We start from the raw sequence: 25049 nt of genomic DNA, 5'->3' as shown, positions 1-25049 counted from the left end.
CGTTCCGTTCGTTGTCGCAATGGCCCGAACCGCAGTCCGGGGCGAAGGTCAAGGCTTAGACGCGGCTCCCCAGCAACGCCGCGCCGAAGCCGACGAACATCGCGCCGGTCACGCGGTTGAAGATGCGCTGGCGGTTGGCCGGGGCGAGCCAGGCGGCGAGCGAGCGGCCGCCGAGCGCATAGGCCATGAACCAGAAGGTCTCGATCGCGGTGAAGCTGACGATCAGGACCGCGAGCTGCGGCGCGAAGGGCGCGCTGGTGTCGATGAACTGCGGGAACAGCGCGGCAGCGAAGACGATCAGCTTGGGGTTGGCGAAACCGGTGCCGAGCGCGGCGGCGAACATCGCGGGAAGCGATGGCGTGTGCGGGGGTCTGCCGGCGTCCTCGCCGCCGCCCACCGGCGCGCGCCACGCCTTGACGCCGAGCCAGACGAGATAGCCGACGCCGGCATAGCGCAGCACGTCGAACAGCAGCGGCGACGCCTTGAGCAGCGCGCCGAGGCCTGCGGCCGATGCGATCAGGCAGACGAGGTTTGCGGTCATCAGCCCGGCCATCGACGCGGTCGAACGGCGTGCGCCGTGATGGATGCTCTGCACCATGACGTGGAGCATGTTCGGTCCCGGCGTCGCGGAGATCAGGAACACGGCGGTGACGTAGAGCCACCAGGTCTGGAGCGTCATCGGGTCGTCCTTCCCGGGTCCAAGAAAAAGGGCGCCGGTGTTGCCACCGGCGCCCCATATTTCGGTCGCTACAGGTCGCTTCAGGCGGCCTGGGGCAGCGCCGCCTTCGCCTGTGCGATGATGGCGGTAAACGCTTCGCCCTCGTGCATCGCAATATCGGCCAGGACCTTCCGGTCCAGCTCGATGCCCGCCAACTTGAGGCCGTGCATGAACTGCGAGTAGCTCAGGCCCTCGGCGCGGACGCCGGCGTTGATGCGCTGGATCCAGAGCGCGCGGAAGCTGCGCTTCTTTACCTTGCGGTCGCGATAGGCGTACTGGCCGGCCTTTTCGACCGCCTGACGCGCGACGCGGATCGTGTTCTTGCGACGACCGCGATAGCCCTTGGCCTGCTCAAGAATATTCTTGTGCTTGGCGCGGGTGGTTACACCCCGTTTGACTCGTGCCATGGTCTATTCCTTACTTGAGGCCGTAGGGCGCCCAGAGGCGCACATGGCCGGCATCAGCTTCGGACAGGACCGACGTGCCGCGGTTGGTGCGAATATACTTCGCGTTATGGCTGGACAGCCGGTGACGCTTGCCGGCAACGCCGTGCTTCACCAGGCCGGTCGCGGTGAATTTGAATCGCTTCTTCACACCGCTCTTGGTCTTCATCTTGGGCATTTTCGTCTCCTTTTACGCGCGACGATTACAGACGGCCCCGGCAGCCCTTGATAGCCGGGCAGTCCCTGAAATCGCGGAAAGGCGGGCCATTAGTTTGTTTGGGACGGTTTTGCAACCGTCCGCCGCACCAGCCCGCTCCCCCACCCGGCCACCCACTTCAGGGTATCTTCGATGGGTGGCCGGGTGGGGGAGCGGGCTGGTGCGGCCCCCGGCTCGGTAACGAGCCGCACAAACAAGGAACCTGTTACGGTTACGAGTCTTTTCAACATCATGGCCGACCGGGATGCCCCGATCGTCGCGGCGGATGCGACGCCTGTCGATTCGCCAGAGACCACGCCGCCAGCCGCAGAAAAGCGCCGCTGGCCGCGCTGGCTTGTCATCACCTTGCGGGCGATCGGTGGCATCCTGCTGGCGATCTTCCTTGCCTGGGCGATCCTGTACATCACCAAGGGACGGTTTCTGAAGGGGACGTTCGAGCGGATCGTCAGCAAGACGAGCGGGCGCGAAGTGAGGGTCGCGGGCGATTTCCAGTTCTATTTCAACCCATTCAACCTCAAATATGTCTCGGAGGGGCTGACCGTCTCCAACCCCGCCTGGGTCGGGCCGGCGGCGTCACGCGGCAATTTCTTCGAGGCGAAGCGGATCGAGGCGAATGTCGCGACGCTGACCTTCATCTTCGGCAAAAGGCGCGTGAACATCCTCGACCTGCAGGGCGCCAATGTCGACCTGCGCTGGGATGCGGCGCGCGAGCGTAACAGCTGGACGTTCAGCGAGACGAAGGGCGAGCCGCTCGACCTGCCGCTGATCCGCCGCGCGGTCGTGGCGGGGACGCGGGTGCGCTATCGCGATCCGGCGATGCTGATCTTCGCCGACATCGGCATCGATACGGTCGAGGCGCGAGGCACGGAACTGACGACCGCGATCCGCTTTTCCGGACGCGGCGAGGCACGGCGGACGCCGTTCCGGATCGCGGGCGCGCTGTTCACGCCGAACGCGACCGTGCGCGGCGGCGAGAACCGGCTGGCGCTGCGCATCGACGCGGTGCGGACGCGGGCGGACATCACCGGCACCCTGCCCGGCGCGACCGAGATCGAGGGCGCCGACCTGCATGCCGATGTGCGCGGGAGCAACCTTGCCGATGCCTTTTCGATCGTCGGCATCGCGGTGCCCGACACGCGCGCCTATCGGCTGCGTTCGGCGTTGACCAAACAGGGCAATGAGTGGCGCTTCACCAGGCTGCGCGGGCGGTTCGGCGACAGCGATCTGGCCGGGCGGATGACGGTGCGGCTGGGTGAACCGCGGCTGTTCCTTGACGCCAGCCTGACGACGCGGACGCTCGACATTGTCGATGCCGGACCGTTCGTCGGCTATTCGCCGCGCGAGTCGGAGACGGGCGACATCGTGGTGACGGCGCAGGGGCGGCCGCGCATCCTGCCCGACGCGCCGCTGCGGGTAGAGGCGCTGAAGAATTTCGACGCACGCGTCGACTGGAAGGTCGCACGGGTGCGCGCGGACAAATTGCCGTTGAGCGATATCACGCTGGGGCTGCGGCTCGACGACCGGCTGCTGACGCTTTCGCCGCTCAACTTCGCGATGGCGCGCGGGACGGTGTCGTCGGACATCACGATCAACGCGCGCAACCCGGCGGTGTTCACCGATTACGACATCCGCCTGTCGCCGACGCCGATGGGGACGTTGCTCAGGGGCTTTGGCGTGGAGGAATCGGGGACCAGCGGCACGGTCAAGGCGCGGGTCAAGATGAGCGGGCTCGGCGACAGCGTGCGCAAGTCGCTGGCGAATTCGAACGGACGGATCGCGGTGATCATCCCGCGTGGGTCGATGTGGACACGCAACACCGAACTGTCCGAGCTCGATATCGGCGTGTTCATCCAGAAGATGTTCGAGAAGAAGCTGAAGGAGCCGGTGCAGATCAATTGCGGGCTGGTCGCCTTCACCGTGCGCGGCGGTGTGGCGGCGGCGGACCCGATCCTGATCGATACGCGCAAGAATGTGATGCTCGGGCGCGGCGGGTTCAGCTTCCGCAACGAGACGCTCGATCTGGCGTTCCGCGCGGATTCGAAGAAGTTCAGCCTGTTCTCGGGCCAGTCGCCGGTGGGGATTGGCGGCTATTTCGCGGAGCCGAACATCGATGTGATCTCGCCCGAACTGGTGACGCGGGCCGGCGTCGGACTGGGGCTGGGCGCGGTGGTCAATCCGCTGGCGGCGGTTCTGGCGTTCGTCGATGTCGGTGACGCCAAGGCGGCCGATTGCGGCCCGGTATTGGCAGGGGCGAGCGCGCGGGCGCAGCGGGACGTGAAGGGCCGGCCACGCGACGATGTCGGGCGCGGGACCACGGCGAAGTCGGAGGACGGCAAACGCTCCAAGGGCGAGCGTCAGGAGCAGCGCAAGAAGTTTCTGGGGATTTTCTAGCGGTTCAATGTCCGCGGCACGCCAGCGTTTCGACGATCTCCTCGATCCGCGCGGGGTCGCCGGCGGCGATGACTTCGCCGTTGCTCGCGGCGTGGAGCGGGTCGCCCTGCCAGTCGCACATGCGGCCGCCGGCGCCCTCGACGACGGGGACGAGCGCGGCGAAATCGTGGAGCTTGAGGCCGGCTTCGATGACGAGATCGAGATGGCCCGAGGCGACGAGGCCGTAATTATAACAGTCGCCGCCGAGGATCGTGCTCATCACCTGGCCGTCGACATGCTCGAAGGCGTGGAGCTGGTCGTCCTCGAACAAGGCCGGCGAGGTGGTGGCGAGCAGCGCCTGCGAGAGTTCGCGGCAGGTGCGCGCCTGAATGGGCTGGCCGTTGAAGGTGGTGGTGCGGCCGGTGACGCCGACCCAGCGCTCCTTGATGATCGGCTGGTCGATGATGCCGAGCACCGGCCAGCCATTGTCGAGCAGCGCGATCAGCGTGCCGAAGATCGGGCGGCCGGCGATGAAGCTGCGCGTGCCGTCGATCGGGTCGAGCACCCAGGTCCGGCCGCTGGTGCCTTCTCGCGTTGCCTCCTCTTCGCCGACGATCGCGTCCATCGGACGCTCGGCGATGATCAGGCGGCGCATCACCGCCTCGGCTTCCTTGTCGGCGAGCGTGACGGGCGAGGCGTCGGCCTTGGCTTCGAGACCATGCTCGGCGCGGAAATAAGGGCGGATCGCCGCGCCCGCCGCATCGGCGAGGCGGTTGGCGAGGTCGATGTCGGCTTGGGTGACGGGCATGGGGCGTGGTTAGTTCGTCCGGTCACGCTCGCCTAGTGTTCTTCGTCATCCCGGCCTCGTGCCGGGATCCACGGTGCGGCCAAGACTGCGGATGGAGGTTCTGGCGGCATCGCTTGCGGCACGGTGGACCCGGCACAAGGCCGGGGTGACGGGCGTTTTTTGGGAGAAGGGCTCAGCCTTTGGGCTGTTTCTTGCCCTGGATCGCGGACAGCACGCCGCGCACGGTGCGGACTTCCTGCGCCGTCCAGCCGGGCTTGGTCAGCAGGTTGCGCAAGGTCAGCCGCGTCACCGCGACGCGTTCGGGCGGATAATAATAGCCGCTGTCGGCGAGCAGCAGCTCGAAATGGCCGATCATGCCCTCCAGCTCTTCCTGCGGCGCCGGGGGCAGCAGCTCGGTGCGTGGTGGCTGGGCGAGGTCTTTCGCCTTCGACCATTCATAGGCGACGAGGATCACCGCCTGCGCCAGGTTGAGCGAGCCGAATTGCGGGTTGATCGGCACCGTCAGGATGGTGCGGGCGAGGTTGACGTCCTCGGTCGCGAGGCCGGAGCGTTCGGCGCCGAACAGGATCGCGCTGCGGCCGGGCGCGGCGTGGATCTCCGCGGCGGCCTGCGCCGGATCGACCACCGGCTTGGTCACGCCGCGCTTGCGCACGGTGGTGGCATAGACATGCTCGCAATCGGCCACCGCGTCGGCGACCGACTCATAGACTTTTGCCTGTTCGAGGACGATGTCGGCGCCGCTCGCCGCGGGTCCGGCGCTGGGGTTGGGCCAGCCGTCGCGCGGGGTGACCAGGCGCATTTCGGTCAGCCCGAAATTGAGCATCGCGCGCGCCGCCTTGCCGATATTCTCGCCGAGCTGCGGCCGCACCAGAACGACCACAGGATTCTCTGGGACGGGCCGCGTCACTTCTTCCCGGCCTCGCTGACGTTGCTCGCGAATTCCTCGAAATCGCGGGCCTCGCGGAAATCGCGATAGACGCTGGCGAAGCGGATATAGGCGACCGAATCGAGTCCCTTGAGCGCGTCCATCACCATCTCGCCGATGCGCTGCGAGGGGATTTCGGGATCGCCTTGAGTCTCGAGCTGGCGCTGGATGCCCGAGACCAGCCGCTCGATCTGCGTGCCGTCGATCGGGCGCTTGCGGCAGGCGATCGAGACCGAGCGGATCAGTTTCTCGCGCTCGAATGGCTCGCGCTTGTCCTCGGATTTCAGAACGGTCAGCTCGCGCAGCTGGATGCGCTCGAAGGTGGTGAAGCGCGCCGCGCACGCCTCGCACTGCCGCCGCCGGCGGATCGCCGCCCCGTCTTCGGTGGGGCGGCTGTCCTTTACCTGTGAGTCTTCGTTACCGCAGAACGGACACCGCAAGCCTCATCCCTCCGGGTAGATCGGGAAGCGTTCGCACAGCGCGCGGACGCGGGTGCGGACATTGGCCTCGACCTGCGCGTCGCCGGCCTCGCCATTCTTGCGCAGGCCGTCGAGCACGTCGGCGACCATGTTGCCGATCTCGCGGAATTCGGCCGGGCCGAAGCCGCGCGTCGTGCCGGCCGGCGAGCCGACGCGAATGCCGCTGGTCTTGACCGGGGGCAGCGGGTCGTTGGGGATGCCGTTCTTGTTGCAGGTGATCGCCGCGCGCTCGAGCGCCTCGTCGGCGTCCTTGCCGGTGACGCCGAGCGGGGTCAGGTCGATCAGCGCAAGGTGCGTGTCGGTGCCGCCCGAGACCACCGCCGCGCCGCGCTCCTTGAGCGTCGCGGCGAGGATCTTTGCGTTCTCGACGATCGCCGCGGCATAGGATTTGAACTCGGGCTGAAGCGCCTCGCCGAATGCGACCGCCTTGGCGGCGATGACGTGCATCAGCGGGCCACCCTGAAGGCCGGGGAACACCGCGCTGTTGATCTTCTTGGCGATGGCCTCGTCATTGGTGAAGATGGCGCCGCCGCGCGGGCCGCGCAGCGTCTTGTGCGTCGTGGTGGTGACGACATGCGCGTGGCCGAACGGGGTCGGGTGGACGCCGCCCGCGACGAGGCCGGCGAAATGCGCCATGTCGACCATGAAGATCGCGCCGACTTCATCGGCGATCGCGCGGAACTTCGCGAAATCGATGATCCGCGGATAGGCCGAGCCGCCGGCGATGATCAGCTTGGGCTGATGCTCGCGCGCCTTGGCCGCGACCTCGTCGAAGTCGATCAGATGCGTGTCGGGGTTCACGCCGTACTGGACCGCGTTGAACCACTTGCCGCTCATCGCCGCCTTGGCGCCGTGCGTCAGATGGCCGCCCGAATCGAGGCTGAGGCCCATGATCGTGTCGCCGGGCTTGGTCAGCGCGAGCATCACCGCGCCGTTGGCCTGCGCGCCCGAATGCGGCTGGACGTTGGCGAAATCGCAGCCGAACAATTGCTTGGCGCGGTCGATCGCGAGCTGCTCGACCTCGTCCGACGGGTGGCAGCCCTGATAGTAGCGCTTGCCGGGATAGCCCTCGGCGTATTTGTTGGTGAAGACGCTGCCCTGCGCTTCCAGCACCGCCTTGGAGACGATGTTTTCCGAGGCGATCAGCTCGATCTGGTGCTGCTCGCGGTCGAGCTCGTGCGCGACGCCGGCGAACACCGCGGGGTCGGCGTCGGCGAGGCTGCGGGTGAAGAAGCCATCCGGCTGGACGGCGGAAATGGGATTGGTGCTCATCTCGATGCCCTTCAGAGAGTCGGCGTGGTCAGCTTGTCCACGCGGCGCTGGTGACGGTCGCCGCCGAAGCCGGTGGCGAGAAATTCGGTGACGCAGGCCTTGGCCATTTCGACGCCGATCAAGCGCGCGCCCATGGCGATGACGTTGGCGTCGTTATGTTCGCGCGCGAGGCGGGCGGAGAGCGGCTCCGACACCAATGCGCAGCGCGCGGCGGGATTGCGGTTGACCGCGATCGAGATGCCAATGCCCGAACCACACAGCGCGATGCCGCGCTCGGCTTCGCCAGCGGCGATGGCGGCGGCGAGCTTGTAGCCGTAATCGGGATAGTCGACGCTGGCGGGGCTGTCCGGGCCGAGATCGGCGACCGCATGCCCCTCGCCGCGCAGCCAGTCGGCGAGCGCCGCCTTGAGCTCGAGGGCGGCGTGATCCGAAGCGATGGCAATACGCATGGGAAGAGCGGTGCGATCCTCTGGCTGGTGGATGCCGGCTCTCTAGGCGTTTGCGGCGGCGAAGGCTACACCGGATCGGGATAGTATGCGTTTTGGAGGCAGTGATGCGGCTTTGGGTGATCGGTGCGGCGGCGTTGGTGTCGGCCTGTGGCGGAATGAGCAACGAGCAGGAGGCCGCGATCGTCGAAAATGCCGTCGCGTCCGCCGAAGCTGCGGCGGAGAACGCCACCGCCTTTGGCGAGGCCGCGGAGAAGGCGAAGTCGGCGCCGAATCGCGACGCCTGGGTCGGCAAGTGGATCGGGGTCGAGGGGCTGGTGCTGACGATCGAGAAGGACCCGGGCGGATCGCTCGGCCGCTATCGCCTGACCAACAAGTGGAGCCTCGATGACGAGGCCAGCGGGACGTTCGACGGAGTCGCGACGGCGAAGGGCATCGCGTTCAACCGGCCCGACGGTGCGAAGGAGCTGGTGGCGAGCGACGGCAATGCGACGGGGCTCAAATATCTGGCGGGCAAGAAGGACTGCCTGACAGTCGCGCCGGGCGAGGGCTATTGCCGGGACTGACTTCGTCACGGGACTGACACGCCACCTACACGTCACTGACATGCACGCCGACTAGGCGCTCGGGATCGTTCATCCCTGAGAGCCTGGCGGGGAGCATTTATGGCTGGTCTGGTTTCGCCGAAGAACGGCGCCGTGCGGGGCGCTGTGCATCGTCACGAGCATCTGACGAAGGAAGGGCTGCTTGAGCGCGCCTTCACCTTCGCCTTTCGCGGGCTGGTCTATGCCCAGATCTGGGAGGATCCCGAGATCGACATGGAAGCGCTGGCGATCACGCCCGATTGCCATGTTGTGACGATTGCGAGCGGCGGGTGCAACGCGCTGTCCTATCTGGCCGCGGACCCGGCGAAGGTGACTGCGGTCGATCTCAACACCGCGCATATCGCGTTGGGCAAGCTCAAGATCGCGGCGGCGCGGCACCTGCCCGATTATGCCGCATTCCGCCGCTTTTTCGGCGAGGCCGACCGGCGCGAGAATGTCGCGGCGTATCGCGAACATATCGCGCCGCAGCTCGACGAGACCAGCCGGCGTTACTGGGAAGGCCGCGACCATGCCGGGCGGCGGCGGATCAAGGGGTTCGCCGGGGGCTTCTACCGGCGCGGATTGCTGGGCGGTTTCATCGGCGCGGCGCATCTGCTGGCGAAGCTGCACGGGATCGATCCGCGCGAACTGCTGGCGGCGAAGACGGTCGAGGAGCAGCGCGCGATTTTCGAGACGCGGCTGGCGCCGATGTTCGAGCGCAGGTTCGTGCGCTGGCTGATCGACCAGCCGGCCTCGCTGTTCGGGCTGGGGATTCCGCCGGCGCAATATGAGGCGCTGGCCGCAGACGACGATGCGGGGATCTCGGCGGTGCTGCGGCGGCGGCTGGAGAAGCTGGCGTGCGATTTCGACCTGTCGGACAATTATTTCGCATGGCAGGCGTTCGGGCGCGGCTATGGCGCGGGGGCGGATGCGCCAGTGCCGCCCTATCTGCGCGCGGCGAATTATGACGCGGTGCGCGAGCGCGCCGGGCGGCTGGAGATCCGGCACCAGAATATGGCGGACTATCTCGAGTCGATGCCGGACGGGTCGCTCGACCGCTATCTGCTGCTCGACGCGCAGGACTGGATGACCGACGCGCAGCTGACGCGGCTGTGGGGCGAGATCACGCGGACCGCGAAGCCGGGCGCGCGGGTGCTGTTCCGCACCGCCGCCGCGCCGACGCTGCTGCCGGGGCGGGTGCCGGATGCGATCCTCGACCGCTGGGACTATGCGGCGGGTGAGTCGCTCGATTTCACCGCGCGCGATCGCTCGGCCATTTATGGCGGCGTTCATCTCTACCGCCTGAAGCCGTGAATCACGCTGCGCGGATGGATGGCGTCTATGCGGCGCAGCGGCACATCTATGACCTCACCCGCAAATATTATCTGCTGGGGCGCGACCGGCTGATCGCGGGACTGGCGCCGCCGCCGCGCGGGACGGTGCTGGAAGTGGGGTGCGGCACCGCGCGCAACCTGATCGCGGCGGCGCGGCGCTGGCCGGACGCGCGCTTCCATGGCCTCGATATCTCCGAGGCGATGCTGGCGACGGCGCGGGCCAAGGTGGCGCGGGCGGGGCTGGCGGAGCGGATCGTGCTGGCGCAGGGCGATGCGGCGGGGTTCGATGCGCAGGCATTGTTTGGCGTCTCGGGCTTCGACCGCGTGTTCCTCAGCTACACGCTGTCGATGATCCCCGACTGGACCGGCGCGATCGAGCGCGCGTCGGCGGCGCTGGCGCCGGACGGGGCGCTGCATCTGGTCGATTTCGGGCAGCAGGAGGGGCTGCCGCGCTGGTGGCGTGCGACGCTGTTCGCGTGGCTCGACCGGTTCCATGTGACGCCGCGCGGCGACCTGTCCGACGCGCTGGGACAGGCGGCGCGGCAGCACGGCTTCGCGCTCGAGTTCGAGCCGTTGCTGCGCGGCTATGCCTGGCGGGCGGCGTTGCGCGCCTGATTATTTGCGCGCGAGCTTGCGCATCGAGCCGCGCAGGAAGCGCGATCCGAACCACATACGGCGCGCGGTCTTGCCGACCAGATAATGCAGCCCGTCGCCATGCACCGCGTCCCACACGGTTTGCGCGGCGATCTCGACCGGCGTGAATTCCAGTCCGGCCCTGCGGACGCGCTCGCGCATCGTCTGGTTGCTGCCCGTGCCGGTATTGTCGAGGATCGCGGTGTCGATGAAGCTCGGCAGTAGCGCGCGGACGCGAATGCCCTGGCCGTGCCACTCGCCGTCGAGCGCCTCGGTCAGCCCGCGCACGGCGAATTTGGTCGCCGAATAGATGCCGACGCCGCCGGTGCCGTAGATGCCCGCGGCAGACGCCGTGTTGACGAGGCAGCCGCGGCTTTCCTTGAGGTAGCGGTAGCCGGCATGCGCGCCCCACACGACGCCCATCAGATTGACGTCGACGCAGCGCTGCAGGTCGTCGACGCTCGTCGCCGCGAAATCGCCACCGACGCCGATCCCGGCATTGTTGAAAATGGCGTCGATCCGCCCGCCGCTCGCCTTGGCGAAGTCGGCGAGCGCGGTGTCCCAGGCGGCGCGGTCGCGCACGTCGAGCCGATGCGTGGTGACCGGCGCGTCGCCGAGCAGCGCCGCGGTCTCGGCCATCCCGGCCTCGTTGACGTCGGCCAGCCCGACGCGCCAGCCGCGCGCCGCGAACAGGACCGCGGTCGCGCGGCCGATGCCCGATCCGCCGCCGGTGATGAAGATCGCCTGCATCGCCTCAGTCCACCAGCGCGTCGATGGCCTGCGCCATCTCGATATCGCGCTCCGAAAGCCCGCCCGCGTCATGCGTGGTGAGCAATATGTCGACGCGGTTCCACACATTCGACCATTCGGGATGATGATCTGCCTTTTCGGCGAGCAGCGCGACCTGAGTCATGAAGGCGAAGGCCTGGCTGAAATCGTCGAAGGTGAAGCTGCGGCTGATCGAGTCGCGGCCGTCGTCATGATCCCATTCGGGCAGCCCTTCGAGCGCATCCTCGCGTTCCGCCGGGCTCAGCTGTTCGACCATTCTTCCCCTCCTGTGCTGGACAAGGCATAGCGCGGGAGGATGGCGGACAAAACCGAGACTTTCGCGCCCGGCGCGGCGCAGCTGGAAACGCTGGCGCGCGCGGCGCTGGCGCGGATACCCGAGCCGTTCGCGGCGCATCTCGCCGACGTCGTGCTGGTGATCGAGGAGTTCGCCGACGACGCCATACTGGCCGAGATGGGGATAGAGGATCCGTTCGAGCTGACCGGCCTCTATTCGGGGCGGCCGGTGGGCGAGAAATCGAGCTTCGACGTCATGGCGATGCCCGACACGATCCATCTCTACCGGCGGCCGCTGCTCGACGAATGGTGCGATACCGGCGTGAGCCTGGAGGCGCTGATCACGCATGTCGTGGTGCATGAGGTGGGGCATCATTTGGGGCTGTCGGATGACGACATGCATGCGCTGGAGGACGCGGCCGGGTGAACGCGCGGCTTGTCCTTGATGGCGTGACGTGCGTGCGCGGCGGGCGGACGCTGTTCGAGGGGCTGAGCTTTGTGCTGGACGAAGGTGGCGCGGCGCTGGTGACCGGGCCGAACGGTGCGGGCAAGTCGAGCCTGATCCGGGTCGCGGCAGGATTGCTGCAACCGGTGGCAGGTGTTGTGACGGTCGAAGGTGAGCGCGCGCTGCTGACCGAGGCGGCAGCCCTCGATCCGGAGCTACCGGTGGCGAAGGCGCTGGGTTTCTGGTCCGGACTCGACGGCCGACGCGATGCGGCGGAGGCGGCGCTCGACGCGGTGGGGTTGTCGCACCTCGCGCCGGTGCCGGTGCGGCTGCTGTCGACCGGACAGCGGCGGCGCGTCGGCATTGCGCGCGTGGTGGCGAGCGGGGCGCCGGTGTGGCTGCTCGACGAGCCCGCCAATGGCCTCGACCATGCCGCGACCGCCATGCTGGGTCATTTGATTTCCGAGCATCGGCTGAATGGCGGGATCGTAGTGGTCGCTACGCATCTGCCGATCCATATTCCCGGCGCGCATGGCGTGGTGATCGGGGAAGCCGCATGAGCGGCTTTGCCTCGCTGGTGTGGCGCGAGCTGCGGCGGGCGTGGGCCGCTGGTGGCCTGACGCTGCCGGTCGCCTTCTTCCTGCTGGTGGCAATCCTGTTTCCCTTCGCGATCGGGCCGGAGCCGAAATTGCTGGCGCGGATCGGCGGCGGGGTGATCTGGGCGGCGGCGTTGCTGGCGGCATTGCTGCCGGTCGAGCGGCTGGTGGGGCCGGATCTGGAGAATGGCGTGCTCGACCAGCTGGCGGTGCGCGGGTTTGGCGACGCGAGCGTGGCGGCGGCGAAGATCGTCGGCCACTGGCTGGGCTTCGCGCCGAGCCTGTTGCTGGCGGTGACGGTGGCGAGCGGGTTGCTCGGCCTGTCGCTGGAACAGGCGCTGGCGGCGGGGCTGAGCCTGCTCATAGGCACGCCGGGGCTGGCGGCGTTGGGCGTCGCGACAGCGGCGCTGACCGCCGGGCTGCGCGGTGCGGGCGCGGTGGCGGGGCTGGTGATGCTTCCCTTCGCCGTGCCACTGCTGATCTTCGGCGCGGGGGCGATGGGGGGCGATGCTTCGGCGCTCAAGCTGCTGGGGGCGGTGAGCCTGCTGCTGGTGGCGGGGTGCCCGTTCGTGGCGGGCGCGGCGATGCGGATGGGGCGGGGTTAGCGATGATCTCCCGGCTGCGGGACTGGTATCAGAGATGGCGCGCGCTAGCGCGCCAAGGCCTGAGCAGTCACGGATTTAGAGGATTGGCAGCATATCGGGACGCGAAAGCTATCGGCTTTCTTGTTTCCGTTGTGCCGCTCATTCCGTTGATCGCTTCCGACATGTTCGGATTTTCGCGCGGCTGGTTGTGGCTTGGCTGGAGCATAATCGCCGCCGGCTGGTTTGCGGCGATTTGGACCGTAATCTTGGCTGTCGTTCTCAGGGATGCTGCACGACAGTGGAAGAAACGGCGGTAGTCATCGACTCCACCGCGCAAAGATCGCGGTGGGCAGCAGCAGCCCTCGTGCTTCCTCGCGCACCGCGAGTTCGCCGCATTCGATCTTGCCGCCAAGATCCGCGAAATGCTGGTTGAGCAACTCGCCGATCGCGAGCGCGGACATGCGAATTGCGTAGACCGTCAAAAACAGAAAGCGCGAGTCGGCGTCGAGCAGCTGGCGGCAATCGGCGATCAGGCCGGGCAGGTCCTGTTCGAGCTGCCATACTTCGCCGGTCGGGCCGCGGCCATATTTGGGGGGATCGAGCAGGATGCCGTCATAGCGGCGGCCGCGGCGGACTTCGCGGGCGACGAACTTCCCGGCGTCGTCGACGATCCAGCGGATCGGCTTGTCGGTCATGTTGGACAGCGCGGCGTTGCCCTTGGCCGCCTCGACCGATTTTTTCGAGGCATCGACATGCACCATCTGCGCGCCCGATGCGGCCATCGCCAGCGTGCCGACGCCGGTATAGCCGAACAGGTTCATGACGGTGGGCGATTCGACGCCTGCGGTTTGTTCGCGCATCCAGCTCCACACCGGCGCCATGTCGGGGAAGAAGCCAAGATGGCGGAAGGGCGTGGTCTGCGCGGTGAAGCGCGCCTCGTTCCAAGCGAGCGGCCAGCCTTCGCGCGGGACGGGCTTGGTGAAGACCCAGCGGCCGCCACCCTCGTCGTCGGGGGCCGGGGTGAATTCGCCATGCGCGTCCCAGTCGTCGGAGGCGGGCGCCCACATCGCCTGAAGCTCGGGGCGGATGAAGCGATAATCGCCATAGCGTTCAAGCTTGCGGCCGTTGCCGCTGTCGACCAGGCCGTAATCGGCCCAGGGTTCGCCGGTGAGGGTGATCAGATCCATGGGGCCGCCTTAGCGCGGCTTGGCGCGCTCGGCGATATAGGCCGTGACCGCGTCGAACGTCGCAGGAAGGATGTCGTAACGCTCCTCGCGGTCGAACAGGTCGCCGATGCGGCCGGGCAAGGTCGGGCGCAGGCCGGTGGCGCGCTCGACCGCGTCGCCGAACTTGGCGGGGTGCGCGGTGGCGAGCGTGACGATCGGGATATCGGCGGCGATTGGCGCGCGGCGCGCGGCGGCGAGGCCGATCGCAGTGTGCGGGTCGAGGATCTCGTCGGCGCGGCTCGCGGCCCAGGCCATCGCCTGCGACATTTCGTCGGGCTCGACGCGGTCGCTGGCGAACAAGGCGGCGGCGCCCTGTTGCTGCGCGTTGGTGAGGCGCATCGCCTTGCTCGATTCAAAGCCGCGCATCTGCTCGGCGAGCGCGGCGCCGTCGCGATTGGCGAGGTCGAACAGCAGCCGCTCGAAATTCGAGCTGACCTGGATGTCCATGCTCGGCGCCGCAGTGGGCGTGACGGTGCCGGTCGAATAGTCGCCCGACGAGAGCGCGCGGTGAAGGATGTCGTTGACGTTGGTGGCGACGACAAGCTTAGCCACCGGCAGCCCCATCTTCGCCGCGACATAGCCCGCGAACACGTCGCCGAAATTGCCGGTGGGCACGCTGAACGCGACTTGCCGGGCGGGCGCGCCGAGGCGGACGGCGGCATAGAAATAATAGACGACCTGCGCCATCAGCCGCGCCCAGTTGATCGAATTGACCGCGGTCACCTGAAAGCGCGAGGCGAAGCCGGCGTCGTTGAACATCGCCTTCACCATCGCCTGCGCGTCGTCGAAGCTGCCTTCGATCGCGATGTTGTGGACGTTGGGGGCGAGCACGGTGGTCATCTGACGGCGCTGGACGTCGCTCACCCGCTTGTTGGGGTGCAGCATGAAGATGTCGATGCCCTCGCGCCCCGCGACCGCGTCGATCGCCGCCGAGCCGGTGTCGCCGCTGGTCGCGCCGACGATGGTGAGGTGCTGGTCGGTGCCCTTGAGGAAGCGTTCGAAGAACAGACCGAGCAGCTGGAGCGCGACGTCCTTGAAGGCGAGCGTGGGGCCGTGAAACAGCTCGAGCAGGAAGTGGCGGTGGTCGAGCTGGACGAGCGGGGTGACCGCGTCGTGGCTGAAGCGGCCATAGGCCTGGGTGCAGAGCTCGCGCAGTTCGGCTTCGTCGAGGCTGCCGGCGGTGAACGGCGCCATCACGCGCACGGCGGTCTCGACATAGGACAGGCCGGCGAGGCCCGCGATCTCGGCGTCGGACAGGCTCGGCCATTCGACCGGGACATAGAGGCCGCCGTCCTTCGCCAGCCCGGCGAGCGTGACGTCACGGAAATCGAGTTCGGGCGCGGTGCCGCGCGTGCTCTGGTAGCGCATGGGCTTGGCGGTTAGCCGCGCGCTCGCGGTGGGGCAAGATAGCGTGGCTTTAGGAGGGGTCGGCTGGCGGCGGCGTGGCCCGCTTCTCGCGCCAGCGCAGCGCGAGGAAATAGATCACGGCGGCGGCGGCGGCGAACAGGAACCATTGCACGGCATAGGCAAGGTGGTTGTTGGGGACGCTCGACGGGTCCGGGCGGGCACTGGCAGCGAGTCCGGGGGCAGGATCGTCGGCGACCAGCATCAGCGCACGCGGGCCGCGCTTGCCGAACAGGCCGGCGAGCAACGGCGTCGAATCGGGAGCATGGGTGATGCTGCCGGTGACCTCGCCGCCCTTCCACACCGGGGTCGATCCCGGCGCTGTGCTGACGCCCATGTCGAACTTGACGGTCAGCGCCTCTACCCCGGTGCGGCAGTCGGCGATGTGACGCCAGCCCTTGGCGCCGTTTTCGGCGCGGCCGGCTTGCTCGCTCCAGCCGGTGACGGTGAGGCACATGGCGGTGGCGCGGCGGAAGAGATGCTCGTCGCCGACCGGCGGGCGCGGGAAGGCCATCACCGGAAGCGCGCTGTTGCCGCCATAGCTGGCGATCGCCGCCTCTTTCTCGGCGCGGCGGTCGAGCTGCCAGATGCCGAGACCGATCATCGCGGCGACGGCGAGGCCGACGATGAGGGTGGGGATGACGGGGAGCTTCATGGCTTTGGCTCCTTCAAACGGCCTTCGCGCGCGGCGTTGCGGTATTCGAGCGCCAGCAGCGCGCCCTTGGCCCAGCGCAGCGAGAAGACAACGAGGAGGATGGTCAGCGGGATCCACAGCAGCAGGTGCAGCCAAACTGGCGGGCTGAACGCCAGCTCGACCCAGATCGACAGCACGGTGATGATCGTGCCGACGATCAGCGTGAGGAACGCCGCGGGGCCGTCACCGACGTTGAACGCGGCGTAGTCAAGCCCGCAGCCTCGGCAGCGCTCGGCGAACTTGATCCAGCCGGCAAACAGAGAGGGCGCGCCGCAACGCGGACACGCCCCCTTGAAAGCCGAATCGATGATGTGAGGCTCAGCCTCGCTCATCGGGCCATCAGCCGTGGACCGGCGCGCCTGCGCTGCCCCAGACATAGACCACGACGAACAGGAACAGCCACACCACGTCGACGAAATGCCAGTACCAGGCGGCTGCCTCGAAGCCGAAATGCTGGCGCGGGGTGAAGTCGCCCTTATAGGCGCGCAGCAGGTTGACCATCAGGAAGATGGTGCCGACCAGCACATGGAAGCCGTGGAAGCCGGTCGCCATGTAGAAGGCCGAGGAATAGTTCGACTTGCCGAACACGAACGGCGCATGGGCGTACTCGTAGGCCTGGATGCTCGAGAAGAGCAGGCCGAGGATGATCGTCAGCCACAGGCCCTTCTTGACCACGTCGTTCTCGCCGACGCCGAGCGCGCCCCACAGCCCCTTGAGCTGGCCGCCGCGCTGGTTGTGGATCAGGCCATGATGCGCCCAGGTGACGGTGGTGCCCGAGAGCAGCAGGATGAAGGTGTTGAGCAGCGGGAGCTCGAACGCGTTCAGCACTTCCATGCCCTTGGGCGGGAAGGTCGCGACCATGCCCTGCACGATCTCGACGACGCTGGCATGCTCGCCGCTGACCTGCAGTGCGACCGGGAACAGCGCGAAGTCGAACCACGCCCAGAACCAGCCGACGAAGAACATCACTTCGGAAGCGATGAACAGGATCATGCCGTAGCGCAGGTGAAGCTGGACGACCGGCGTGTGATCGCCGGCATGCGCTTCCTTGATCACCTGAACCCACCACGAGGCCATGCAGAACAGCGTGGCGGCGAGGCCCGAGAGCAGCACCCACGTCCCCTGCGGATGCTCCTTCATGTACATCAGGCCACCGGCCGCGAGCCACAGCGCAGCCAGCGAGGTGACCAGAGGCCACGGGCTGGGCGGGAGAATATGGTAATCGTGGTTCTTGGCGCCTGCCATCGTCCGTCCCTGTTCGTTTAGGCGTGATTCAACGCCGCCTTAAGCGGTGAGGTGGGCGTGTGCAATGGTGAGATGCGGGGTGCGACGCCCCCGGCTCAGCTGGTCTTCTTCTTCGCCGGATCGACCGGATAGAAGGTGTAGGACAGCGTGATCTTCTCGACGTCCCTGGTGTCGGGGTCGGTCATGATCCTGGGATCGACGAAATAGATCACCGGCATGCGGATGGTCTCGCCGGGCTTGAGCGTCTGCTCGGTGAAGCAGAAGCACTGGATCTTGCTGAAATACTTGCCCGCCGCCTCGGGCGTGACATTGTAGGTCGCGGTGCCAGTGATCGGCACGGTGCCGGTGTTGGTCGCGGTGTAGAAGGCCATGTCGCGCGCACCGATCGAGATGGTGTCCGACGCGACCTCAGGCTTGAACTGCCAGGTCAGCTTCGGGCTGACATTGGCGTCGAACGCGACGGTGACCTTGCCGTCGATCGCACCGGGCGCGGCGTCGGCGCGCATCGTGGTGCCGCCAAAGCCGGTGACCTGGCAGAACAGGCGGTAAAGCGGCACGCTGGCGAAGGCGACGCCGGTCATGGTGCACACGCCGAGCACGGCGAGCAGTGCAGTGCGGGTCTTGCGGTCGATCATGTCGCGCGCGCCGTTGTGTTACGCGCGCTCATGTCGCGCGCAGGGGCATACCGGACTGGATCTTCACGATGCTGATCGCGAAGACCAGAATCACGAAGGCGAGCAGCAGCAGCGCCATGATGCGCGCGCGCGACTTTTGCCGGGCGCGGACGAGGTCTTGTTCTTCAGGGGTCATGCGGTTGCGATCCAGCGGTCGGCGGCCACCGCGCCGAACAGGATGAACAGATAGAGTATCGAGAAGGCGAACAGCCGTTTCTCAGGCTTCATCGCGTCGTCATTGCCCGCCATGCGCGTCGCCACCTGCAGCACCAGCGCGGCGAAGACCAATGTCAGGACGCTCGCGGTGACGCCATAGAGCGCGCCGGTCAGGCCGAGCGGCCAGGGCGCGATTGCGGCGATCGCCATCGGTATCGTGTAGAGGCCAATCTGGATGCGCGTGTTCTTCTCGCCCGCGACCACGGGCAGCATCGGCACCCCGGCATTGGCGTAATCGGTCTTCACGAACAGCGCGAGCGCCCAGAAATGCGGCGGCGTCCACAGAAAGATCAGCATGAACAGCAGGAACGGCAGCATTGCGACGTCGCCGGTCGCCGCGGCCCAGCCGATCAGCGGCGGAAAGGCGCCGGCCGCGCCGCCGATGACGATGTTCTGCGGGGTGCGGCGCTTGAGCCAGACGGTGTAGATGAGGACGTAGAACAGGATCGAGACGAGCAGGATCGCGGCCGCGGCGTAATTGACCGCGAGCCCCATCAGGATCACCGACAGCGCGCCGACGCCGACGCCGAAATGCAGCGCGGACTGCTTGTCCATGCGCCCGGCGGGGAGCGGCCGGCTGGCGGTGCGCTTCATCTTGGCGTCGAGGTCCGCCTCATACCATTGGTTGAGCGTCGCCGCCGCGCCCGCGCCCAGGGCGATGCACAGGATCGCGGTGAAGCCCAGCACCGGGTGGATCGGCACCGGCGCGGCGAGCAGGCCGCACAGCCCGGTGAACACGACGAGCGTCATCACGCGCGGCTTGGTCAGCGCGAGGAAGTCGCGCCAGTCGGCGGGCAGGATCAGGCTGTGGTTGGCGACGGACATTGCGCCGCGCCTATAGGCCGGGTTGACGCGCGGGGGAAGGGCGGCGCGGCGAAACGAAAACGCCCCGGAGTTTCCCCCGGGGCGTCTCGGTTTCAGCGTTGAGCCGGCTCAGTGGCGATCGTCGTCGTCGATCACCGGGAGCGTCTCGAACTGGTGGAAGGGCGGCGGGCTGGACAGGGTCCATTCGAGCGTCGTCGCGCCCTCGCCCCACGGATTGCCCTCGGCCTTCTTGCCCGCGAACAGCGACCAGAACAGGTTGACGAAGAAGATCGCCATACCGGCCAGCATGATCGCATAGCCCCAGCTCGAAATCTCGTTCCAGTACGCAAAGGCGTCCGGATAGTCGGGGTAGCGGCGCGGCATGCCCTGCAGGCCGAGGAAGTGCTGCGGGAAGAACAGCACGTTCACGCCGATGAAGAACACCCAGAAGTGCAGCTGGCCGAGCAGCTCGTTGTACATCCGGCCCGACATCTTCGGGAACCAGTAGTAGAAGCCGGCGAACAGCCCGAACACCGCGCCCAGCGAGAGCACATAGTGGAAGTGCGCGACGACGTAGTAGGTGTCGTGCATGTAATCGTCGACGCCGCCGTTCGCGAGCACGACGCCGGTGACGCCGCCCACGGTGAACAGGAAGATGAAGCCGATCGCCCACAGCATCGGGGTCTTGAAGCTCATCGAGCCGCCCCACATCGTCGCGATCCACGAGAAGATCTTGATGCCGGTCGGCACCGCGATGATCATCGTCGCGGCGGTGAAGTACATCTTCACGTTCACGCTCATGCCGGTGGTGAACATGTGATGCGCCCACACGACGAAGCCGACCACGCCGATCGCGACCATGGCATAGGCCATGCCGAGATAGCCGAACACCGGCTTGCGGCTGAAGGTCGAGACGATCTGGCTGACGATGCCGAAGCCCGGCAGGATCATGATGTACACTTCGGGGTGGCCGAAGAACCAGAACAGATGCTGGTAGAGCACCGGATCGCCGCCGCCGGCCGGATCATAGAAGGTCGTGCCGAAATTGCGGTCGGTGAGCAGCATGGTGATGGCGGCAGCCAGCACCGGCAGCGCCAGCAGCAGCAGGAAGGCGGTGATCAGCACCGACCACACGAACAGCGGCATCTTGTGCAGGGTCATGCCCGGCGCGCGCATGTTGAAGATGGTGGTGATGAAGTTGATCGCGCCGAGGATCGACGATGCGCCCGCAAGGTGCAGCGAGAGAATCGCCATGTCCACGCTCGGCCCGGTCTCGCCATAGGTCGAGAGCGGGGCATAGACGGTCCAGCCCACGCCCGCGCCGCCGCCGACGAAGGGCGAGGCGAGTAGCAAGGTGAAGGCGGGCACGAGCAGCCAGAAGGACAGGTTGTTCATGCGCGGGAACGCCATGTCCGGCGCGCCGATCATGATCGGCACGAACCAGTTGCCGAAGCCGCCGATCATCGCCGGCATGACCATGAAGAAGACCATGATCAGGCCGTGCGCGGTGATCAGCACGTTCCAGAAATGCTGGGCCTCGTCGAAGGTCTGCGGGCCGCCATGCACCCATTCTGAGATATAGCCGAGATGCTGGATGCCGGGCTCCGCCAGCTCGAGCCGCATGATGCCCGAAATGCCGCCGCCGATGATTCCCGCGAGGATCGCGAAGATCAGGTACAGCGTGCCGATGTCCTTGTGGTTGGTCGACAGGAACCAGCGCGCAAAGAAGCCGGGCTTGTGATCGGCATCATGGTGATGGTGGTCATGCGCCGTGAAGGCGTGTGCGTCGCGTGCAGCGTCGGTCATCTCAATTGTCCGTGTTGCCGGTGGCGGCTTGATTGGTGGTCGCGGGCTCGACGATCGCGTTGACGAGGCCGTCCTCGTCTTCCGCCGTGGCATTGTCGGCGGCGTCGCTGCCCGGCTGCGCCGGCGCGGCGGCCGACGGCTTGTTGGGTTCGGGCATCTTGCCGCCCTTGGCCGCGATCCACTGGGCGAAGACGGCGGGTTCGACCGCTTCGACCACGATCGGCATATAGGCGTGACGCGCGCCGCACAGTTCGGAGCACTGGCCGAAATAGACGCCCGGCTTGTCGACGGTGAAGCTGGTCTCGTTGAGGCGGCCCGGCACGGCGTCGATCTTGATCCAGAAGGCCGGGATCGCCCAGCTGTGGATCACGTCGTTGGCGGTGGCGATCAGGCGCACGGGCACGCCGACCGGCACGACGATGCGGTTGTCGGCGGCGAGCAGGCGCGGACCGTCGACATCGGTGCGGAAGCGCGCGCTGGCTGCGACCTGATCCTTTTCCTTGAGCATGTTGGCGGTGATCGCGATGCCGCCATGATCGGGATATTCGTACGACCAGTACCACTGGTTGCCGATCGCCTTGATCGTCACGGCGTTATCGGGCGCCGGCTTGAACTGCTTGGCCAGCAGCGAGATCGACGGCCAGGCGATGAAGGCGAGGATCAGCACCGGAACCACGGTCCAGATGATCTCGATCGCCGTGTTGTGGGCGGTCTTGGACGGGGTCGGGTTGGCCTTGCGGCGGAAACGCACGATCGTCCAGGCCAGGAGGACCAGCACGAAAATCGACACCGCGAAGATGATCGGCAGCAGGATCCAGTTGTGGAAATGCGCCGCGCTCTGGCCGAGCTTGGTCACCTGCGGCTGGATGCCGATGCGCTGGTCGACGGGGAGGCCGACGCCCGGGGTCGGGCCGTTCTTGTGCGTGCCGTCCGCATTGAGCAGCGGGTCGGCGGGCGTCGCTGCGGCGGGCGCGGCGGCCGGGGCAGTGCCCGGAGTCGCGGCGGCTGCCGGCGATTCGACCGCGACCGGCGCGGGTGCCTTGGGCGCTTCGGCTGCCGGTGCCACCGGCGCCTGGGCCTGAGCCATGCCCCCGGCGAGCGCGAGGCCAGCGGCCAGGACGATCGCCTTCAATCCATGCATGCGCATCTTGTCGTTCAACCCCATGTTTCCAACTTCACCCCATTCATGTTGCCATGACGTGCGGGGGGCGCCGGGTCTCCGGTCGCGCGGGCGCAATTTGCCCGTTGGACGCCGCCTATAGCAGCAAGATCGCGTGTCTCAAGCTTGTCCGGGTTCTTTTTGGTATAGGTGCCGCACCAGCCCGCTCCCCCACCCGGCCACCCATAGGATACTGGCGTTGGGTGGCCGGGTGGGGGAACGGGCTGGTGCGGCTTTCATAAGCGCCGGTTGCGGGGCGACTCGCGCGGGCCTAGATGCGGTGGGACAAACAGGGAGCCACATTGCGCGATGACCGACGACGAGGTTCTGGACGAATTCCGCGCGGCGGAAGCGCTGCTCGAAGGCCATTTCATTCTCTCGTCCGGGCTGCGCAGCCCGCGCTATCTGCAATGCGCGCGGGTGCTGATGAATCCGGCGCGCGCCGGACGGCTGGCGGCGGCGGTGGCGGCGAAAATCCCCGCCGAACTGCGCGCACGGATCAGCGCGGTGGTCTCGCCGGCGATGGGCGGGGTGATCGCCGGGCAGGAAGTGGCGCGCGCGCTCGACGTCGACGCGATGTTCGTCGAGCGGCCTGCGGGCATTTTCGAGCTGCGGCGCGGCTTCCGGCTTGAGCCGGGACAGCAGGTGCTGATGATGGAGGACGTCGTCACCACCGGCCTCTCGTCGCGCGAGGCGATGAAGGCGATTGCCGAGGCGGGCGGCGAGGTGATCGCGGCGGCGAGCCTGGTCGATCGTTCGAACGGGACCGCCGATCTCGGCGTGCCGTTCTTCCCGCTGATCCGGCTCGACGTGCCGAGCTATGAGGCCGATTCGCTGCCGCCCGAGCTGGCGGCGATTCCCGCGATCAAGCCGGGGAGCCGGGTGGCAGCGTGACGAATGAACTCCGCCTTGGCGTGAACATCGATCACGTCGCGACCGTGCGCAACGCGCGCGGCAGCGGCTATCCCGATCCGGTGCGGGCGGCGCTGCTGGCGGCTGAGCATGGCGCGGACGGGATCACCGCGCATCTGCGCGAGGACCGGCGGCACATCACCGACGCGGATATCGCGCGGCTGTCCGGCGAGTTGCCGGTGCCCCTCAACCTCGAAATGGCGGCGACCGAGGAGATGCTCGGCATCGCGCTACGCCACCGCCCGCATGCGGCGTGCATCGTGCCGGAGAAGCGCGAGGAGCGCACGACCGAGGGCGGGCTCGATGCGGCCGGGCAGCACAATCTGCTGGCGCCGATGTGTGCCGAGCTGCGCGGCGCGAACATCCGCGTGTCGCTGTTCATCGAGCCCGATCCGGCGCAGATCGAGGCGGCGCTGCGGCTGGGCGCGCCAGTGGTCGAGCTGCACACCGGGCGCTATTGCGAGCTGGACGGCGAGGCGCAGGTGGCCGAGCTGCGCCGCATCGCCGACGCCGCGGCGCTGGCGGCGAAGAATGGGATCGAGGTGCATGCCGGGCACGGCCTGACCTTCGACAATGTCGTGCCGATCGCGGCGATCCCGCAGATTCGCGAGCTCAATATCGGGCATTTCCTGATCGGCGAGGCGATCTTCGACGGGCTGGGGCCGGTGGTGAAGCGGATGCGCGCGCTGATGGATGAGGCGCGGTGATCATCGGGATCGGCTCGGACCTCTGCAATATCGAGCGGATCCAGAATTCGCTCGATCGGTTCGGGGCGCGGTTCGAGCGCCGTGTGTTCACCGATTTAGAGCTGGCCAAGGCCAAAAGGCGGCCACTCAACTATGCTGCGACGCTGGCCAAGCGCTTTGCCGCCAAGGAAGCTTTTTCCAAGGCGGTCGGGACCGGATTCAAGGCTGGCGTGTTCATGCGCGACATCGGCGTGGTCAACGCGCCGTCGGGTGCGCCGACGCTGGCGCTGACTGGCGGGGCCAAGGCGCGGCTTGACGGCATGGTGCCCGCGGGTCACGTCGTCAGGATGCATCTGACGCTGACCGACGATCATCCCTGGGCGCAGGCGCTGGTGGTGATCGAGGCGCTGCCGGAAGCGGCGGCATGAGCGAGACGAGTTGAGCGAGGTGGCGTGGCCGAGGAACTGGCGTTGACGAGTGACGAGGGCGCCCCGACGCGCGGCACCGACTGGTGGGGCGAGGCCCGCGGCATCTTCTGGCTGGTGCTCGCCGTGCTCGGCTTCCACAGCCTGGTCGCCAAGCCCTTCTACATCCCGTCCGAATCGATGATGCCGTCGCTGCTGGTCGGCGACCGGCTGGTGGTGACGAAATATCCCTATGGCTATTCCTATGTCACCCCGACCTTCCATGTGCTGCCGTTCATGCACGGGCGGCTGTTCGGCAGCCTGCCCGAGCGCGGCGACATCGTGATCGTCACCCCGACCGACGCGCGCACCGATTATATCAAGCGCGTGATCGGCCTGCCCGGCGAGACGGTCGAGATGCATGGCGGCATCCTCTACATCAACGGGCAGCAGGTGAAGCGCGAGCGGCTGGGCGCGCGCGCGCTCAAGGTCGACGGCAATCTGCAATGCGATCCGGCGCACTATCCCGGCGCGCTTGCCCGCGACGCGGCGGGGGCGGCGGTGTGCAATGTCGAGATCGTGCGCGAGACGCTGCCCAACGGGAAGAGCTACGACACGATCGATATCGGCCCGATGACCAGCGACAATTTCACGCCGGTGCGGATTCCCGCAGGGCATGTCTGGCTGATGGGCGACAATCGCGACAACAGCGCCGACAGCCGCATGAGCATCGCCGAGCAGGGGTTGGGCGGGCCGGTGCCGATCGAGAATCTCGGCGGGCGCGCGGAGTTCATCACCTTCAGCCTCGACGGCTCGGCGAGCTGGAACCCGTTGAGCTGGTTCGGCTCGTTCCGTTCGGGCCGCGCGGGCAACTCGCTGCATCCCGACAACACCGGAGAATAA

General features: G+C 67.3%; 31 protein-coding genes. 11 read left to right on the top strand and 20 right to left on the bottom strand.

Going from position 1 to position 25049, the window contains the following annotated elements; all coding sequences use genetic code 11:
* Positions 1–55: 55 nt before the first annotated feature.
* The 3 genes from M9978_RS18130 to rpmI all read right to left on the bottom strand — a co-directional run bounded on the left by M9978_RS18130 (position 56) and on the right by rpmI (position 1339).
* Positions 56–679: a LysE family translocator gene (locus M9978_RS18130; protein ID WP_254295700.1), complete on the bottom strand. Its 624-nt coding sequence runs from the start codon at positions 677–679 to the stop codon at positions 56–58.
* A gap of 80 nt (positions 680–759) precedes the next feature.
* A complete protein-coding gene (gene rplT / locus M9978_RS18125; protein WP_254295697.1) occupies positions 760–1125 on the bottom strand; it encodes a 50S ribosomal protein L20 in 366 nt (121 codons plus the stop codon).
* 10 nt (positions 1126–1135) lie between these two features.
* Positions 1136–1339, bottom strand: a complete 204-nt coding sequence (rpmI, locus tag M9978_RS18120) for a 50S ribosomal protein L35 (RefSeq protein WP_069322208.1) — start codon at positions 1337–1339, stop codon at positions 1136–1138.
* Between the two features lie 270 nt (positions 1340–1609).
* Here rpmI and M9978_RS18115 point away from each other — a divergent pair, with 270 nt between their 5' ends.
* Positions 1610–3769, top strand: coding sequence for an AsmA family protein (locus tag M9978_RS18115; RefSeq protein WP_254295694.1), 2160 nt, complete (start codon positions 1610–1612; stop codon positions 3767–3769).
* A 4-nt stretch (positions 3770–3773) separates the two neighbouring features.
* Here M9978_RS18115 and hisN read toward each other — a convergent pair whose 3' ends face one another.
* The 5 genes from hisN to rpiB form a co-directional block, all read right to left on the bottom strand.
* Entirely contained in the window at positions 3774–4556 is a 783-nt protein-coding gene (gene hisN, locus M9978_RS18110) for a histidinol-phosphatase (protein WP_254295691.1), read from the bottom strand.
* A gap of 172 nt (positions 4557–4728) precedes the next feature.
* Positions 4729–5463, bottom strand: coding sequence for an RNA methyltransferase (locus tag M9978_RS18105; protein ID WP_367305131.1), 735 nt, complete (start codon positions 5461–5463; stop codon positions 4729–4731).
* The gene (nrdR, locus tag M9978_RS18100) at positions 5460–5921 is read right to left on the bottom strand and encodes a transcriptional regulator NrdR (RefSeq protein ID WP_254295689.1); all 462 of its coding nucleotides are present in this window, start codon (positions 5919–5921) and stop codon (positions 5460–5462) included. Before nrdR ends, M9978_RS18105 begins: the two co-directional genes overlap by 4 nt.
* Positions 5922–5924: 3 nt before the next feature.
* A complete protein-coding gene (gene glyA, locus M9978_RS18095; RefSeq protein WP_254295687.1) occupies positions 5925–7232 on the bottom strand; it encodes a serine hydroxymethyltransferase in 1308 nt (435 codons plus the stop codon).
* 11 nt (positions 7233–7243) lie between these two features.
* Positions 7244–7681 carry a ribose 5-phosphate isomerase B gene (rpiB, locus tag M9978_RS18090; RefSeq protein ID WP_254295685.1) on the bottom strand — a complete coding sequence of 146 codons (438 nt, stop codon included), beginning with the start codon at positions 7679–7681 and terminating at the stop codon, positions 7244–7246.
* Positions 7682–7785: 104 nt separating this feature from the next.
* On the opposite strand from rpiB, the gene M9978_RS18085 reads away from it, so the two are divergent.
* From M9978_RS18085 to M9978_RS18075, 3 genes are all read left to right on the top strand, one after another.
* Positions 7786–8244, top strand: coding sequence for a hypothetical protein (locus M9978_RS18085; protein ID WP_254295682.1), 459 nt, complete (start codon positions 7786–7788; stop codon positions 8242–8244).
* A 99-nt stretch (positions 8245–8343) separates the two neighbouring features.
* Complete coding sequence (locus M9978_RS18080; RefSeq protein WP_254295679.1) at positions 8344–9576, top strand: BtaA family protein; 1233 nt, start codon at positions 8344–8346, stop codon at positions 9574–9576.
* A 14-nt stretch (positions 9577–9590) separates the two neighbouring features.
* Positions 9591–10211, top strand: coding sequence for a class I SAM-dependent methyltransferase (locus tag M9978_RS18075; protein WP_254295677.1), 621 nt, complete (start codon positions 9591–9593; stop codon positions 10209–10211).
* Here the strand turns inward: M9978_RS18075 and M9978_RS18070 are convergent, their stop codons facing one another.
* Positions 10212–10979, bottom strand: coding sequence for an SDR family oxidoreductase (locus M9978_RS18070; protein WP_254295675.1), 768 nt, complete (start codon positions 10977–10979; stop codon positions 10212–10214).
* 4 nt (positions 10980–10983) lie between these two features.
* Positions 10984–11274, bottom strand: coding sequence for a 4a-hydroxytetrahydrobiopterin dehydratase (locus tag M9978_RS18065; RefSeq protein WP_254295672.1), 291 nt, complete (start codon positions 11272–11274; stop codon positions 10984–10986).
* A gap of 39 nt (positions 11275–11313) precedes the next feature.
* Here M9978_RS18065 and M9978_RS18060 point away from each other — a divergent pair, with 39 nt between their 5' ends.
* Genes M9978_RS18060 through M9978_RS18050 form a run of 3 tightly spaced genes read left to right on the top strand, consistent with a single transcriptional unit; the run spans position 11314 to position 12937 of the window.
* Positions 11314–11718, top strand: coding sequence for a metallopeptidase family protein (locus M9978_RS18060; RefSeq protein WP_254295671.1), 405 nt, complete (start codon positions 11314–11316; stop codon positions 11716–11718).
* Complete coding sequence (gene ccmA / locus M9978_RS18055; RefSeq protein ID WP_254295669.1) at positions 11715–12296, top strand: heme ABC exporter ATP-binding protein CcmA; 582 nt, start codon at positions 11715–11717, stop codon at positions 12294–12296. The genes M9978_RS18060 and ccmA overlap by 4 nt, the downstream gene beginning before the upstream one ends.
* Positions 12293–12937 carry a heme exporter protein CcmB gene (locus M9978_RS18050; protein WP_254295666.1) on the top strand — a complete coding sequence of 215 codons (645 nt, stop codon included), beginning with the start codon at positions 12293–12295 and terminating at the stop codon, positions 12935–12937. Before ccmA ends, M9978_RS18050 begins: the two co-directional genes overlap by 4 nt.
* A gap of 296 nt (positions 12938–13233) precedes the next feature.
* On the opposite strand, the gene M9978_RS18045 is transcribed toward M9978_RS18050, so the two are convergent.
* The 10 genes from M9978_RS18045 to coxB all read right to left on the bottom strand — a co-directional run bounded on the left by M9978_RS18045 (position 13234) and on the right by coxB (position 22126).
* Positions 13234–14103 (bottom strand): class I SAM-dependent methyltransferase, encoded by an 870-nt coding sequence (locus M9978_RS18045; RefSeq protein ID WP_254295664.1) that lies wholly within the window; start codon positions 14101–14103, stop codon positions 13234–13236.
* A gap of 9 nt (positions 14104–14112) precedes the next feature.
* Entirely contained in the window at positions 14113–15510 is a 1398-nt protein-coding gene (thrC, locus tag M9978_RS18040) for a threonine synthase (RefSeq protein ID WP_254295662.1), read from the bottom strand.
* 49 nt (positions 15511–15559) lie between these two features.
* The gene (locus M9978_RS18035; RefSeq protein WP_254295659.1) at positions 15560–16201 is read right to left on the bottom strand and encodes an SURF1 family protein; all 642 of its coding nucleotides are present in this window, start codon (positions 16199–16201) and stop codon (positions 15560–15562) included.
* A complete protein-coding gene (locus M9978_RS18030) occupies positions 16198–16572 on the bottom strand; it encodes a DUF983 domain-containing protein (RefSeq protein WP_254295656.1) in 375 nt (124 codons plus the stop codon). The genes M9978_RS18035 and M9978_RS18030 overlap by 4 nt, the downstream gene beginning before the upstream one ends.
* Before the next feature lie 7 nt (positions 16573–16579).
* Positions 16580–17485: a cytochrome c oxidase subunit 3 gene (locus M9978_RS18025; protein WP_254295654.1), complete on the bottom strand. Its 906-nt coding sequence runs from the start codon at positions 17483–17485 to the stop codon at positions 16580–16582.
* A 95-nt stretch (positions 17486–17580) separates the two neighbouring features.
* Positions 17581–18120, bottom strand: a complete 540-nt coding sequence (locus M9978_RS18020; RefSeq protein WP_254295652.1) for a cytochrome c oxidase assembly protein — start codon at positions 18118–18120, stop codon at positions 17581–17583.
* Between the two features lie 28 nt (positions 18121–18148).
* Positions 18149–18295, bottom strand: coding sequence for a cytochrome c oxidase system small membrane protein (locus M9978_RS23585; RefSeq protein ID WP_496113654.1), 147 nt, complete (start codon positions 18293–18295; stop codon positions 18149–18151).
* Entirely contained in the window at positions 18292–19200 is a 909-nt protein-coding gene (locus tag M9978_RS18015; RefSeq protein WP_254295648.1) for a heme o synthase, read from the bottom strand. Before M9978_RS18015 ends, M9978_RS23585 begins: the two co-directional genes overlap by 4 nt.
* 108 nt (positions 19201–19308) lie before the next feature.
* Positions 19309–20985 (bottom strand): cytochrome c oxidase subunit I, encoded by a 1677-nt coding sequence (gene ctaD, locus M9978_RS18010; protein WP_254295646.1) that lies wholly within the window; start codon positions 20983–20985, stop codon positions 19309–19311.
* 1 nt (position 20986) lies between these two features.
* Complete coding sequence (coxB, locus tag M9978_RS18005; protein ID WP_254295770.1) at positions 20987–22126, bottom strand: cytochrome c oxidase subunit II; 1140 nt, start codon at positions 22124–22126, stop codon at positions 20987–20989.
* 327 nt (positions 22127–22453) lie between these two features.
* Between coxB and pyrE the strand changes: the two genes are divergently transcribed.
* From pyrE to lepB, 4 genes are read left to right on the top strand one after another with little or no spacing between them, the layout of a single operon-like run.
* Positions 22454–23038 (top strand): orotate phosphoribosyltransferase, encoded by a 585-nt coding sequence (gene pyrE, locus M9978_RS18000; protein WP_254295643.1) that lies wholly within the window; start codon positions 22454–22456, stop codon positions 23036–23038.
* The gene (locus M9978_RS17995) at positions 23035–23763 is read left to right on the top strand and encodes a pyridoxine 5'-phosphate synthase (RefSeq protein ID WP_254295641.1); all 729 of its coding nucleotides are present in this window, start codon (positions 23035–23037) and stop codon (positions 23761–23763) included. Before pyrE ends, M9978_RS17995 begins: the two co-directional genes overlap by 4 nt.
* Positions 23760–24170 carry a holo-ACP synthase gene (acpS, locus tag M9978_RS17990; protein ID WP_254295639.1) on the top strand — a complete coding sequence of 137 codons (411 nt, stop codon included), beginning with the start codon at positions 23760–23762 and terminating at the stop codon, positions 24168–24170. Before M9978_RS17995 ends, acpS begins: the two co-directional genes overlap by 4 nt.
* A gap of 24 nt (positions 24171–24194) precedes the next feature.
* Entirely contained in the window at positions 24195–25049 is an 855-nt protein-coding gene (lepB, locus tag M9978_RS17985) for a signal peptidase I (protein WP_254295637.1), read from the top strand.

It is taken from the genome of Sphingomonas tagetis, assembly GCF_024211275.1.
Lineage (GTDB): Bacteria > Pseudomonadota > Alphaproteobacteria > Sphingomonadales > Sphingomonadaceae > Sphingomonas > Sphingomonas tagetis.
Note: the sequence above shows the minus strand (reverse complement) of the source record. Positions and strands in the feature narration are given on the sequence as shown.